Origin of the sequence: Paenibacillus sp. DRB1-1, assembly GCF_052119485.1 — a bacterium.
GTDB lineage: Bacteria > Bacillota > Bacilli > Paenibacillales > Paenibacillaceae > Paenibacillus > Paenibacillus polymyxa_B.
Window position 1 is genome coordinate 1,568,144 of record NZ_JBODQH010000001.1, and the last position, 14,197, is coordinate 1,582,340.

At 41.8% G+C, this 14,197-nt stretch carries 10 protein-coding genes; 2 read left to right on the top strand and 8 right to left on the bottom strand.

The features are described from left to right. Window positions 1-32 precede the first annotated feature (32 nt). Window positions 33-1,511 (bottom strand): protein adenylyltransferase SelO, encoded by a 1,479-nt coding sequence (locus ACQW03_RS06825; RefSeq protein ID WP_441948908.1) that lies wholly within the window; start codon window positions 1,509-1,511, stop codon window positions 33-35. Between the two features lie 107 nt (window positions 1,512-1,618). Next, window positions 1,619-2,065 (bottom strand): VOC family protein, encoded by a 447-nt coding sequence (locus ACQW03_RS06830; RefSeq protein ID WP_023987105.1) that lies wholly within the window; start codon window positions 2,063-2,065, stop codon window positions 1,619-1,621. A gap of 112 nt (window positions 2,066-2,177) precedes the next feature. On the opposite strand from ACQW03_RS06830, the gene ACQW03_RS06835 reads away from it, so the two are divergent. After that, entirely contained in the window at window positions 2,178-3,116 is a 939-nt protein-coding gene (locus ACQW03_RS06835) for a helix-turn-helix transcriptional regulator (RefSeq protein ID WP_076293351.1), read from the top strand. A gap of 132 nt (window positions 3,117-3,248) precedes the next feature. Here ACQW03_RS06835 and ACQW03_RS06840 read toward each other — a convergent pair whose 3' ends face one another. The 3 genes from ACQW03_RS06840 to ACQW03_RS06850 all read right to left on the bottom strand — a co-directional run bounded on the left by ACQW03_RS06840 (window position 3,249) and on the right by ACQW03_RS06850 (window position 6,986). Continuing rightward, window positions 3,249-3,620: a hypothetical protein gene (locus ACQW03_RS06840; protein ID WP_233901821.1), complete on the bottom strand. Its 372-nt coding sequence runs from the start codon at window positions 3,618-3,620 to the stop codon at window positions 3,249-3,251. Between the two features lie 159 nt (window positions 3,621-3,779). Continuing rightward, window positions 3,780-5,954 (bottom strand): 1,3-beta-galactosyl-N-acetylhexosamine phosphorylase, encoded by a 2,175-nt coding sequence (gnpA, locus tag ACQW03_RS06845; RefSeq protein ID WP_441948910.1) that lies wholly within the window; start codon window positions 5,952-5,954, stop codon window positions 3,780-3,782. 12 nt (window positions 5,955-5,966) lie between these two features. Beyond that, on the bottom strand, window positions 5,967-6,986 hold the full coding sequence (locus ACQW03_RS06850) for a glycoside hydrolase family 88/105 protein (protein ID WP_441948912.1): 1,020 nt from the start codon (window positions 6,984-6,986) through the stop codon (window positions 5,967-5,969). 316 nt (window positions 6,987-7,302) lie between these two features. Here ACQW03_RS06850 and ACQW03_RS06855 point away from each other — a divergent pair, with 316 nt between their 5' ends. Further along, entirely contained in the window at window positions 7,303-8,244 is a 942-nt protein-coding gene (locus tag ACQW03_RS06855) for a helix-turn-helix domain-containing protein (RefSeq protein ID WP_441948914.1), read from the top strand. Between the two features lie 142 nt (window positions 8,245-8,386). Here ACQW03_RS06855 and ACQW03_RS06860 read toward each other — a convergent pair whose 3' ends face one another. The 3 genes from ACQW03_RS06860 to ACQW03_RS06870 form a co-directional block, all read right to left on the bottom strand. Continuing rightward, entirely contained in the window at window positions 8,387-9,469 is a 1,083-nt protein-coding gene (locus ACQW03_RS06860) for an endonuclease NucS domain-containing protein (protein ID WP_081396555.1), read from the bottom strand. Window positions 9,470-9,581: 112 nt separating this feature from the next. Further along, a complete protein-coding gene (locus tag ACQW03_RS06865; RefSeq protein ID WP_441948917.1) occupies window positions 9,582-11,993 on the bottom strand; it encodes a DUF2357 domain-containing protein in 2,412 nt (803 codons plus the stop codon). Then, window positions 11,965-14,190: an MrcB family domain-containing protein gene (locus tag ACQW03_RS06870; protein WP_441948919.1), complete on the bottom strand. Its 2,226-nt coding sequence runs from the start codon at window positions 14,188-14,190 to the stop codon at window positions 11,965-11,967. The genes ACQW03_RS06865 and ACQW03_RS06870 overlap by 29 nt, the downstream gene beginning before the upstream one ends. Window positions 14,191-14,197: the final 7 nt, after the last annotated feature.

Here is a 14,197-nt window from a genome sequence, read left to right on the forward strand (position 1 = left end):
ATATAGGTTATCTTCAAATAGTTCGCTCCACATCAGGTACCGCAAAAGGTTCGGTAAGGACAGGTGGATTCCTCAGGCAATGTAGAGTAAATTTCCTGTTCGGTAGAGTAGGCATAAGGGTTCGAAAGAACTTCAAGAAGCTGCTCCATCACACGGTAGTCTTCTCGTTCCACCGCAGCTTCCAGTGCTTCTTCTACCCGGTGGTTGCGTGGAATGATTGCAGGATTGCTGCTGCGCATCAGCTGATACGAGGAGGCTTTTGATTCCTGCTGTCTGCCCAGTCTCGCCTGCCACTGCTCGTGCCACTGGGTGAATTCCGCAGTGCTGAACAGAACCGTATCCTCCAGCTTGTTCAAAGTTAGGGCTCGGAAGGTATTGGTGTAGTCGGCACGATGCTTCTGCATGATACTCAGAAGCTCCTCAATAAGAGATTCATCCTCCTGCTCTTCGTTAAAGATCCCCAGCTTCGCCCGCATTCCTGCAAGCCAATGATGGTGAAATATTTTTACAAAATCTGAAATTGCATGCTCGGCCAGTGTGACAGCCTGCTCCCTGTTGTCATGCAGTAGTGGCAAGAGTGTCTCAGCAAATCTCGCGAGATTCCACGCAGCAATATGCGGCTGAGTGGCATAAGCATAGCGGCCCTGCCTATCGATGGAACTGAACACCGTCTCGGGATTATAGGTATCCATGAAGGCGCAAGGACCATAATCAATGGTTTCTCCGCTAAGGGTCATATTGTCGGTGTTCATCACCCCATGAATAAAACCAACTAGCTGCCATTTGGCAATCAGTTCGGCCTGACGCTTAATCACTTCCTGAAGCAGTGAAAGGTAACGGTTTTTGTCATTGGCAACTTCCGGGTAGTGTCTTTCCAATGTATAATCAGCCAGAGCACGGAGATCTTGGGACGTGCCCCATGCTGAGACGTATTGAAAGGTGCCGACGCGAAGATGACTGCCAGCCACACGGGTCAGAATGGCTCCGGGCTGCTCGGTTTCCCGGATGATCGACTCACCCGTGGATACCACCGCCAAGCTGCGGGTGGTAGCAATACCTAGCGCATGCATCGCCTCACTGATGATGTATTCGCGAAGCATCGGCCCAAGTGCCGCACGACCATCACCACCACGGGAGTATGGCGTTCTGCCTGAGCCCTTGAGCTGAATATCAACCCGTTCACCCAAGGGAGTGATCTGTTCGCCAAGCAGCAGAGCACGTCCGTCTCCTAACATGTTAAAATGCCCGAATTGATGCCCTGCGTAAGCTTGAGCAAGAGGCGTAGCCCCTTCAGGAACCTGGTTGCCGGCCAGCTCCGCTACACCATCATTCCTTTGCAGCGCCATGCCGTTCAACCCCAGTGATGCTGCCAACGGATGATTAAGAATGATCAGCTTTGGTGAGCGGACAGGAGTTAGGTTGAGCTTTGTAAACAATGATTCCGGCAAACGAGAGTAACTGTTGTCGAAGTTCCACCCTATTTTATCTGCTATTTCTTTTTTCTCCGTCATAGTGTCTCCTTTTCTGCTGCGGTATCTTAGGTTTTCCCATTTTAGTTTTTACTTCTGCCCATTTATTATCCAATTATGAAACATGGAACATAGAATATGCTTTTTTATTATAATCGATTATCAAACATTAATTGTATTTGAATACCGAATGGGTCTTCAATAATACCGTAGGCTTGGCTAAACACATTATTAGATAAAGGCACAATAATTTTCACTCGATCATCTGTAATTAAGCTATCATAAAAACGTTTAATTTCTTCTAGGTCAGCACTTTGAATACATAATGAAGTATTATTCCCTACTGTATATTCTTCACTGGGATTCATTGTATCTTCTGCTATCATTACTTTTGTTTTTCCGATGGATAAGACTGAATGAGAAATATAATTTTTATTTTCATCTGTAAGCTGTATGGAACCGTCACGTTGGGCCATGTCTTGATAGGTAACAAGAAACAATTCCTCTGCGCTGAAGTGTTTTTTGTAAAAATGTATAGCTTCTTTTGCCTTTCCGTTCATGGATAAGAAAATAGCTACTTCTAATGTTGTACTCATGGTATCAATCTCCTTTTATATGTGTAGATATCTTATGAATTTGATATATTCCCTTGAACTTATTATCATATAAAAAGGTATCAAAACATGACACCTTTATAAGGAGATTTAGATGAAAAAATCGGAAAGATTAAATGATATGATCAGATACTTAAACAGTCGAGAGTTCTTTAATTTAAATGACCTAATGGGTAAATACCATATTTCAAAAAGTACAGCTCTACGTGATATTAATTCATTAGAACAATTAGGTATGCCTATTTTTTCGGAACATGGCAGACATGGACGATATGGTATCTTAAAAAATAGATTGTTATCCCCCATTATTTTTACAATGGATGAGGTATATGCTCTGTACTTTGCAATGTTGACGTTAGAAGCTTATCAATCCACCCCCTTTCATTTAAGTGTTAATAAACTAAATGAAAAGTTTGAACACTGTCTTTCTAAAATACAACTAAACCAGATTCATAAAATGAAAAAGGTTCTACAATTTGAAATATATCAGCATAATCATGTTAGTCGTTATTTAGATAAAATTCTAACAAGCATTCTTAATGAGAGCACCTGTAAAGTTAAATATGTAAAAAATAATCATAACAAAAGTTACTATATTCAATTTTTCAAAATTTCTGCTAAGTTTGGTCAGTGGTATGCTACTGGAATAGAGTTAAATACGAATAAATATAGAGTTTTCAGATGTGATCGAATCACCTTTATAGAAGAAGAGGCGAGCAATTCTCGCTTTTCTATAGATGAACTCCTTAGTCGTTCATTAGAAATGTATCAATCCGAGAAGAGCATTGACTTTGAAGTAGAGATTTTAGAACAAGCAAAGGATATTTTTTATAAAGAACATTATCCTTCTATGAAAATAGAAAATGGTGATAAGACAGTCATTAAGGGATTTTATAATCCTGGAGAAGAGGAGTTTATAGCTCAATATTTGATGAGATATGGTCATTATGTAATATCAGTGAAGCCTGAATCTTTAAGACAAATGATCCAAGATAAAGTAAAGAACCTCTTACATCACTATCAAAAATTATAAGGTAAAAAGGCTTTTAAGGCAGAATCCAGAAAACTTCACACCCTTTAGGAGATCTTGGGTCTATTTCATTTACATTCTAGTAAAGAAAAGGAACCTTCAAGCTCCTTTTCTTTACTAGCTATGACATTTGAATTATGGCTTCCGTTTGGCGATAACAGCATAGGACACCGTTCTTGTGAATCCAGATGGATTCCATGCAGTAAATACCCATCTGTCTTCAGCCGCGGAATAATTATTGAGAAGAAACCCTTGTTCATTACCAGAGAAAGTCCATGCACCGCTAATCAGATTGTAGGCGTTACCGTTAATCGTAGTGCTTCTAAAGCTATTAGGAGAAATAGTGATCGGTGCGAAAGTGAATCGTGCGAATCCATCTCCAAGTTGAGTTACACGAATGGCTTTTTTAAGATTCATAATCACGTGACTATTTTTTTTCAGTTTTTTTCCCAACTTTGCTTCTGTTTTTTTAATTTTCATTAAGGTTGCCTTTCTCAAAGAAATCATCTCCTTCATTGTTATACCTATAGTTAATGATGGAGTAGATATTTTTGAATGGACAAAATCCCCGGTAAATTGGCTTGATTTTCTGGAGGTGCTGAAACAAAAAGCCCTTCCTTAAAATAAAGGAGGGCTTGATACCGCTACTTCTCATATTTTCCGTTCCTATACTGATTTTGTTGAGCCGATATGGGTGATCATGGTGTCATACGGTTCTAATTCCATGGTTTGTTTGCCATATTCCGTATCAATCGTCGTTCTTTGAAGTTGATCGCTATTGTTAATAACAACCAACATTTTACTTTCTGGATAATAAGCACACTCTGTATATAGGTTATCCGTAATGTACTTCGTTTCATGTAACTCATTGCCTGCAAAGCGAATCATATTCAGTAGCAACCTTGTGTTTTCCCAGCTGAATTCGAAAGAAGGAAGGTATATCCCCTTTCCTTTACCAAAGGCATTTGTAGACAGTGTTATCATACCACTCGTTTCTTCCACTACCGCAGCTGATCCATCAGTAAGATAAATGCTATTCTTTGGCGTTATACTGGCTCCTTCAGGCACCAAGCCATGCTCATCCCTAACCTCGTATGCCCATCTTCCATGACCTACTCTGGAGCCTGTATCCTCATCCAGTCCAAGAACATGTGCCATTCTGAAAAAGCTGTCGTGGCCTTCGACCGCCGAAGGCTGGTTGATGCCAATAAAGGCCCCCCCCTCATAAACCCATTTGGTCAGTAAGTCCACACACTGGTTGTCATTCCAGTACTCCCCACCACTCCATGCTGAACCAGCAGAGCCGGCATTGATCACTACATCACAATCCTGTAGAATTCCCTGACGGATATCTTCAAAATCAATGAACTGCACTTCAATCGGTAATCCGGATAAAGCTTCATTGACATGGATCAAATCATGCATATACGTTTCATGGAAATGTCCGGATAATGTCCACGATCTCAATTTTCCCCAGCTATGCAGAATAGCTACCTTCGTCTTAATATGATAGGGCTTGCCTTCATGGTGCAGTTCTTTAATTTCTCTGAATTCATTGGCAATCTTTTCGATGTAATCGCAAAAATCCGGGTAAGGCTCTACAAGATGCAAATATCCGCCCAGTCCAATCCGGTCAATAGGCTCCCGCAGCAAGGCGCGCCGAATATTAATCCAATACTTTTTGGCATCCAGCGTGGGGTTCCCCCCTTCCATAAAGGTAGGAAGCCCGCCTAAACCAACCGGAAATAAGTATGGATGCAGCCGAATCTCATGCGTATTCACTTTTACACCTGAGCAAAGTCTCGCCTCGTAACCTGAGAACACACATTTAATCAACCCGTCAAATCCAAACTCTTGAAAACGGTCATTGTAAGGCTCCATACCAACCCAACTGTCATCATAGAAAACATAGGCCAGCTTGTCGTGCCTATGCACAATGTCAATTAATTTCTTGCCAAATTCAATCACAAAATCATTGATAAATGCCATCCAATCCAGCTTGCGCTGCTCAGCCGGGATATGACTGACGCGGTATTTTCCGCCATTCACAAAATCCTCGGCAGTCATCGAATACCCGTATTTCTTGGTAAACAGATCAAGCGCTCTTGAACTTACCGTAAAATCATATGAACCCCAGTCAGAGAACAGATGGCGATTGCGCTCATTACTACCCCATATCCAGGCGAAATTATAAAATAAGGAGGTAAACCGAACAACCGTGGTTTCCTTATGATGGAGACACCAATCTTCCATCCAATCCAGCAGATACTTTTGCGTTTCTACATAGATGGGATCTATCTGCATCAAATGCTCTTTGTCCCAATGATTGGTGGTGTGATTGTACATGGAAATCTCTTCCCAGATCCGATAGGCCATGAAGCTTACGGTGTATTTATGCCAAGGAACAATTCCGGTAATGACTACATTTCCAGATTCCCTTTCATAATTCCACTGTTCTCTTGGAACTTCCTCTCCAGTCGTTCTGTCAAAAACTTGCCAATAGTTAAACGCTTCTTTGGAGTCATTCACTTTGAATTGTTCAGCAAAAAAATCCTCCATCAGATAGATGGATACATAATCTTGTACAGCTACCTTCGGATTAGTAATTAAAAAACACTGCTGCAGCTTATCAAGATTGTGGGACGCCCACTCATTATGATCTCTGATGATACAGATTGTCGAATATATGCCGTACCCAGCGTTTATAATCTCATCGGACAATTGCGTGCCGTCACTGTCACGGATGACATCGGCACCCCACCGTTCAGCTAATTTCAGGGTCAGCGCCTCATAACCGGATTCTCCCGGTAGTGTAAAGGCCCCCGTGGTTTTTTTAGACAACTCGGTTCCCTCCTAATTCAACATATCGGATAGAAAAGCCAATGCCAGACCTTGACCCCAGCCCTGAATCCAGTCTTTTGGAATATTGCGATACCCACCCCGATCTTTCATAACCGCTGTGCCGCCAGAAACACCTAGTACCCGTCCGTCCTCGCTAATATGGTTTAAGATGCCGTCCAATGCCTTTTGCACGTATTTGGTATGCAGCGGATTGCCGTTATTGATCATGGCCGCCGCGATACCGCTAGATGCAGACACTTCTTCGTAGGATTCCTCGTCATCCAGTACCGTCCGCCACAAACCGTTCTCCGTTTGAACACCCTTCAGTGCCGCCAGTTGATCTCGAAGCGAACACTCCACATCCATGCACTGCGGATATAAATACCAGTCTTTCAAATGAATTTTAACTTGCGACATGGTATAGGCTCCCCAAGCATTCGCTCTCCCCCAGAAAAATCCGGACATGTGATCCTGCTTGACATTATTGTAGCCATGGTACCAGAAACCACTACTAGGGTCTTGCAGGTATTTGATATGCCAGTAATATTGGTTTAAGGCGTCCTGGATCATTTCCTCATCCTTTAATTTGGTTCCTACACGGAGCAGAAAAAATGCCGCCATAAACAATGTGTCCGCCCATGCCTGTTCTGGAAAATCATTAGCAACGGATACCGTATGCTGCAGAACATTGTCTCCAAACCTGAGAGCATGGTTCCGAATATAATCCACCTTGCTCATCGCAATATCCCAATATTTCTGGTCCCCTGTTTCTTCATACAATGTGATCAGCATATGGCCCATAGCACATGTGTTTACCGTCCAATGCGGCAGCCCCAGCTCGATATATTCATCTGCCCATTGTACAAGCATATTCAAATACTCTTTATTTCCTGTTTTGGTATAGGCTCTGGATACACCATAATAAGCTACACCGCAAGGCCAATCCCACGTCAAATCCATCGCCATTGTTTTTCTGACGACTTTGTCGATAACTCTTAATATTTCTTCCTTGTCATAAGTTAATTGAAGCATCTATGTTCTCCTCTCTTTCGCACACGCCCCCAAAGGCGCTTGAGAGCTGTTCGTCACCGTTTTGAAAACGCTTTACTTATTCCATTGTACGCAGTAAAATAGTCTCCATCTAAGCATATTCGCAACAAAACTGCGCAATTCCAATCATTTATGAGATGATTTTGCAAAAATCCAATAAGCGACTTCCAATAAACAATATATAGATCGAAATGGTCTAGTTCGTCTATATATTGCACCTTGGAGCGATTGGAATCGAATTTTGCAAAATCCTGATGTATATCTGCTAGTTAAAACCAAAGTCATGGGGGTATGGAATATGCCCAGAAAAAAGAAGCCCGTTATAGAATATCGACACTACAGCTTGCCCATAAATTTTCCTGTCTTGCTATTAAGCGGTGAACGCTGGAAGATTTCAGATATTAAAAGTGAACATCTCCATTTCCATAACCATTTGGAGATTGGTATATGCTATTCGGATAGCGGCATCATGGAGATCAAAGGAGAATCTGTACCCTTCAAAGCCGGCGATGTAACCTTCATCCCCAGGTATCTTCCTCATACCACGTACAGTTCGCCAAATACAGCCAGTCTTTGGTCTTATATCTTTTTTTCGCCAGAGGACCTCTTTCAACATTCATTTAAAAGTGCTTACAGCAACTTTGAGCCAAATTTGTGGGGGGTGAAGGGAAAAAACTGTATACTGAATAAAGAGCAGTATCCCAAGGTTTATACACTTGCGACTTCAATCGTAGAGGAATTAAAACAGCAGAATCCTTACTATCAGGAAAGTGCCTACGGCTTATTGCTATCCCTATATATAGAACTCCTTAGAATTCATTCCAAGAATGAACTGTTGGCAGATCAAGAAACAGAGCATGGCCTGAAAAGCGATTTTGTCATTTCTCCAGTTCTGGAGTACATCACGAAAAACTATATGAACCCCATTACTATGGATTTTTTGGCCGACCTGTGCCATTTAAGTACAACTCATTTTCGAAGAAGATTCCATGAAATTATGGGGACGCCGCCTCTTGATTTCCTAAACAGCACCCGAATCGAAGAGGCCTGCAAACAGTTAAAAAGCACGGAGGATTCTATTCTTTCGATCTCCGAACAAGTCGGTTTCCACTCCATTTCCAGCTTCAACCGTTGCTTCTCCAGGCTTATGGGAAAGCCGCCAAAAGAATGGCGTAAAGGGGCGCAATCCGAAGCGCAATCCGCAAAAGCGTCCATACTGGAGTTTACCGGGTGGGTTTGATTTTACCAAACGGAATCAAACAGCTCGTCCAGTTCCCGCCAAATATCATAGTGGGTGACGTAGGACATTGCGGCAACTAGGAAAGGCCCTTGAATAATGATAACCAATCAATTTCATTTTTAATGAAGAGACATATTTATTATCAGTTCTCTTCCTCCAGTCGAAAATGCTCCGTAAGGCGTTCAATCGTAAACTGGTTTCTCAATTTACAGGCAGAATTCTGATTCGCAAACATTCCTTTCTCCCAGATCGCCTCCTGTTTAGAAACAGTCTTGACCCATTCCACTCGTACAACATATTCGCATAAATCAGGGTCATCGACATCTGTATCCATTCTTACATGAATATCAGCATCAAGCAGTGGTATATTTACTCCATTTACCATCACTTGAAACTCCTTGATGGGTACTACTTCCTCTTGCACGATTCCGACACCAACATACCCCACCTTAGGAATACATGCAAAAATCCTGGCACCTGACTTCAGAAGATTCAGCGATCTGCTGTACCATTTTCCTTGGCCAGCCGAAATAAAACCGTATCGTCTGCAATCCTCCCAGTTCCGATAATCACCGTCTCCCAAAGAGATATAAAAATCTTTCCCGTTCCATGGAGCCTTTCCTGTTTTATTTGTCGTCACATTAGATGTTTTAACCTCAACTTTGTTGGGATCAATGAGCCAGTTTCTGGCCAGATATTCATTATCTCCGTCTTTAAAATAATGAAAAAAGAGTGCATTAATCGGGACACCGAAGTTCGTTAAGTAGTTAATGATTCGTTCTGTTGCTGGATCCAGTTCTGCTGACACGATAATCAATTGATGGAGTTCGTTCAAAGTTTCAGGTAGGTCGGTTTGAAAGTAGTCTACAAAATCTTGTTCCAATTGCTTTCCCGGATTTCTCTCACTATAGATCTCAATGATATCCGTATAGTTCAACTGTTGAACCCACGAGGCATAATCCAGCGTCTGCGCAACTACTTCTCGTGGCGTTTTATTACGTTTTAATTCGATAATGACTAGATTCCCTTCCGAGTTCATTGCAAGGATATCAATGAATTTACCAAAAGCTGTATTGATCTGTCTCCCAATTAACAATAACGAAGGATCGATGATGCTAATATCATGTGTGATAACATCTTCGAGCTTACGTTCGGTCTCCATACTAGAAAAGTGAATTTTCTCGACAGCTCCATTAATCTTCCAAATTCCTAGTTCGATCGGCATTCCAGTTCTCTCCTTGTTTGCTAGTCTAAAGATAATTCTTAAAACATCATACATCATAGTAATCCATGTTTTTCTTTTTCTCAGCATCTGGATAGAAAGAATTAATGCTTCCTCACTCCTTAAGCCGGACCCCCAACACCTTACTAGCCAAGTCTACCTGCTCATGATTCAAATCCACTTTAACTGTACCTAAACGTCTCTGCTCGCGCCACTGCACCAGGTCCTCTTCTGTTTCCAATTTGAGTTCAGCAATCTCCGCTGCACGGTCAAACATATATTTAGACGTGAACAACACCGTATAAATCCCTCTCCCCCCAGATACAATCGGCTTGTCCCTCTTCATCCATTTCTCCACCGTAAATTTCAGATATAGCTTATCTTCCGTACCTCGCCTGTAAGGACGTTCGGTGATTTCTTTACGCCGCATTACCTTCCAGTCAACCACTTTCCCATACCAATGAATCCCGGTTTCGCCTGTGGATAAAAACTGACTTCGTGACTGATAAAGGGCAACATATTTTATCTGTGTTAATAATTTGTGATCAGAGATATTCTCCAATGGTATATGGTAAAACTCGTACTTTAATGCTAAATCTAACTGCGCCTTTTCCCGCAATGAACCAACGATAATATTTTTGCCGCTCATTTTGTTCTGATAATAACTCTTCGTCCCCCGCGGCCGGGTAGAACGCTCATAGGCTTTCTCAGGACTATCCATGATAATCTCATCCAAGAAAGCTTCCATCAGCTTTGTTGAGTTCGGTAAAAATGGAAATGCCCCAACATTAATTAACTCAATACTTTTGTAAAATTTATGTTCTCGAAACCGTTCCTCATCATGATATGGGAACAACACATAAGCACCGAACATGCTTCGTTCCAAATCCCGGCTATGTACATCGGTGTACACTATAGCATCCCGATAGCGATGCATCGTGTTGAGGTCATCTTCCTCGGGACCAGGCATCTTGTAATTTCTGAAATACGACGTTCCCTCATACCCAGGATTCAAGCGATATTTGGCATCAAAAATATACTTATATTCCACCGCAGCTTCATTTTTCTTCAGTGTAAGAACATTGTCCGGCTGTTGCCCCAGTGTTTTGCTATGATCGCCTTTAGGTAATGTGTTGTAGTAAAGGGTAAATAACTCCCCATTGGCCGGGTTTCGATATACCATCTTGGCCTTCTGTGTTCTATCTAGGGTTACAAACAAGCCCCTGCGATCAACCTTAATCATATCTTGGGTGAGAAGCTCATACTTCCGGCTAAGAAGATCATGGATTTTAAGAAAACACCAATATTCATATAGCTGTGCTAAGTCCTTCATGGAAATACGGAAAAGGTCATTTTGAATGGACAAGCCCTTCATAAGCATCAAATAATTCCGGTACACTTCCCGATACCCCGGTGCCATTTGTAACACCAAAGAGATCGACAATTGCTTCATTTCGCCAACCTTTAGAAAATCCAGGTTCAATAGACGCTTTATTTGTGTTTGCATAAATTCCAACCGCTTCGCTAGCAAGGGATCTTGTAAGCGGCCTTTTTTCATCAATCGTGCTTTTATATCCTTCAACTTGTCCGAAATACGGAGCAGCACCCAACGTACAAAGCGATTCTCCATCGTGTTGTAGCTAATTTGCCGTTTCGTCTCCAATACATGACTTGGGTAATAGCCTTGGTTGTTTAACGGTACAAAGCCAAGCCTCTCATCCGACACTAACAGATGGGGACGTTTAGTTATAAAAGTAACGTTCTCTTTGCCCACCCTCTTCGCTCGGGCAGCTTCTACAATTCGCTCCTCTTTCACTAGCTTAGTATGCGGAGAAGCCTTAATCCGCTCCACAGCTTGAACAAGCTGGTCGAACACATGCTGAAGGATGGTAAAAAACTCAGTTAGACTTTGATTACGTGTCTCTTTTAGACCCGTCAGATTGTAGGTTTTTCGTAAAAAGTCAAAGGATAGATTATAAATCTGCTGGTTCACATCTTTCAGGATCATTTGGTAATCATTTTTGTAATCCATCTTTGCTGGAAATATCTCGAGCTGAAGCTGACAAATCGGCTGCCCGTTCCATCTTAGCTCCAAAAGGGATAGTCCGACTTCATTTTGAAATTTCAGAATACCGGATAAAATCGTTTTACCGAGGGGCTTAATCGCTTGACGTAAGTTTACATTCTCATGGTGAAAGGTTAACGCTATATCCTGCTTTTTCTCAATAATTAGCTCATAAGACTGCGTCTCGAAAAAGATCGGGTAGCTTGGGTCACCTGTTTGCCATGGTGACAATTCGCCTAATTGAGGAGTAAATACAGATACCTTTTCAATAGATAGAACCGTGGGCAGAGTAGACACCTGCAGTGAGGTATCCACCCACTTCCCTTCCTCAGTGCGGTGAAGCTGCAAAAACTCCACCGTCGGATGAAACGGCTTGCCTTGAATATATAAATTAAACAGATTCGTCTCGACACGAAGAAGCTCAACGCTCTGACTAAGAGAGCCAATATGAGGTAAATCCATCTTCCTCCAACCTCCGTAACATGAAGGCAATTTTTCTACCAGTTTGAGGATGCCTCGCATCTTCTTCTCCTTGACTGGAGCTCCATTTCTGGTAGAGGCCTGAAGCATCTTCAATAAGATCATTTACTACTAAAGACTTCCCTAGCGCTCCTTGCATCAATTGCAGTAACACCCGTTTCACAGATAAGCTACTACCCTGGACACGCGGAAGTATTTTCTGAAGAAGCTGCAAATCAAACGCTTCATCCTCAGTAAGTAATTGAAACCGTTGATTATACACCATATAAAAACAAATGGAGTCCCTAATCCGAAATCCAACCTGAGCATGAATCTCTTCTAGGATATGGTTGATCTTCACGAGCTTCTCTGTCGTTTTATGTACCAAATCACTATAATCCCGGTACATGTCCACCAACTGTAAATACTCACTGCGTAAAAATTGATTTTCGGCCACGATCATTTCTTGTTGCTCTGCCCGATAATCGTTTGGATACTGCTGTAAATTGATGTAGTTAAATTCAATCGTATTGGCACGATCTAACACCTTTTTGCTAAAAGGATGCGTAGTCTCATCCATATTGACTGTTCCAATCAAATACACGTTATCTGGCAAATATAGATCCCCATAGATCGACTGATCCTCTGACCTTAAGGAATCTCGGTTAATTAACGGTGAAGTCACAATTCGATTGTTATTCCATTCTTGGGTTTCGATGATACTCAGCAAATCACTAAAATAATACTCCACCCTAGCCAAATTCATCTCATCCAGACATATAAAATAAGGCTTATGTTGGTTTTCTGGCTGTGAAGCATCTACCAACACTTCCGCTAAACGACCTGGACGAAAAGCTCCTGATAAATCTTTGTAGCCCAAAAGATCGGACGGATCACTCCAATCCGGCCTTACTGGAATCAACGTGAATTGATGGTTACTCCCAGTCGCACCAAGTGCCTCAGCAAATAGCTTAACAAGCTTCGTTTTGCCTGTACCCGATACTCCAGCTAGAATGACGAATGGTTTAGTCTTCAGAGATAAATACAGGTTCTCAATTAGCCCCGTTGGATAATGAAATCCTCTTTGCTCGATATAAGCTTTGATTTGCTCAACTCGAGGCGATACCGTTAATGGATCCAATGGCTCTAGCTCCTCATATTCGAAAGTAGGCTCATTCTCTTCTACTAGCTCTTGTGTCAGGCTGTCCACATAAAGCTTATAGTTGTTCATTACATTTTCTAAATCGGATAATAGTTGATCATCATCTGGGATAGAGTCCCGATCATAACGCACATAAGCAACTGTGGATACTTGATAATCCCGTCCTAAACCGCTTGTTGTCAGATGGATGTTATCATCCTTTTGCATGCTTTCAAGCGGAAGCTGATCTCGCATTTCGGTGACCTTTTGCTCGAAATATTGGTAGGCCTCTTTCCTGCCCCATTCCTTGATAGGAAGGGTCACACCTTGGGCTAAAGTTAGATAAACATTCCTCATATCCTCTGAAAATAAATAAACGATATACTGGCCTTGCTGTGTTGTTCCTGTAATTCGCTTATCCATGATAGCAATCCAGGGTATGTTAGCCCAGTTGCCCTGACCAATAGAGCCTTGGATTTTATAGTTATCATCAATAAAGGGCAGCTTCCTTAATTGTTCCGGTATAGTTTGTCGAAACAGCACACCTAAGGGATGATTAGCAAAAGTTTGTGTTTTGGCGTGTAGGTAACTATTTAAAATTTCAGTTAAAGTATTTTGCAGTGAAAAGGCGGCTCCTATCTCGTTAGATGTCAGTTGATTATTGTAGCTATCTAACTCATTTAGCGCATATGCTTTTAATTCCTGAATTACATTGTCATTAAGCTCATTCGTAATGGATGACTTAAAAGTAATGGCTTGCTGATCGTTGTTGAATTCAAGTATCGATGATAACGCATCTATCGGTGTTTTAAGCAGTGTCTTCGTCCGGGCTAACGTATAATCATTCCAGCTTGAAGCTTCTCTCTGCGGCGGGGCATCCACTGGATTCTCTGCACTGCTATGATATCGGTAATAAGCCAAAAAACGCTCAGCAATTTTGTTGAGCGGAAATACTAGATTGTGGTTCTCTTCATATTCGTTGATGAGGGACAGGATCAGAACCATCTTATAAGACTTTTGTTTATTTCGGAAAATGTTAGAAAGTTCGTTGGGTAACATGTTGTTC

Bases quoted from the DNA above. Each gene is read 5' to 3' on its own strand.
- ACQW03_RS06835 (WP_076293351.1), top strand. From the start codon at position 2,178: ATGAAAAAATCGGAAAGATTAAATGATATGATCAGATACTTAAACAGT.
- ACQW03_RS06860 (WP_081396555.1), bottom strand. From the start codon at position 9,469: ATGCCGATCGAACTAGGAATTTGGAAGATTAATGGAGCTGTCGAGAAA.
- ACQW03_RS06850 (WP_441948912.1), bottom strand. From the start codon at position 6,986: ATGCTTCAATTAACTTATGACAAGGAAGAAATATTAAGAGTTATCGAC.
- ACQW03_RS06855 (WP_441948914.1), top strand. From the start codon at position 7,303: ATGCCCAGAAAAAAGAAGCCCGTTATAGAATATCGACACTACAGCTTG.
- ACQW03_RS06830 (WP_023987105.1), bottom strand. From the start codon at position 2,065: ATGAGTACAACATTAGAAGTAGCTATTTTCTTATCCATGAACGGAAAG.
- ACQW03_RS06825 (WP_441948908.1), bottom strand. From the start codon at position 1,511: ATGACGGAGAAAAAAGAAATAGCAGATAAAATAGGGTGGAACTTCGAC.
- ACQW03_RS06865 (WP_441948917.1), bottom strand. From the start codon at position 11,993: ATGGATTTACCTCATATTGGCTCTCTTAGTCAGAGCGTTGAGCTTCTT.
- ACQW03_RS06840 (WP_233901821.1), bottom strand. From the start codon at position 3,620: ATGATTTCTTTGAGAAAGGCAACCTTAATGAAAATTAAAAAAACAGAA.
- ACQW03_RS06870 (WP_441948919.1), bottom strand. From the start codon at position 14,190: ATGTTACCCAACGAACTTTCTAACATTTTCCGAAATAAACAAAAGTCT.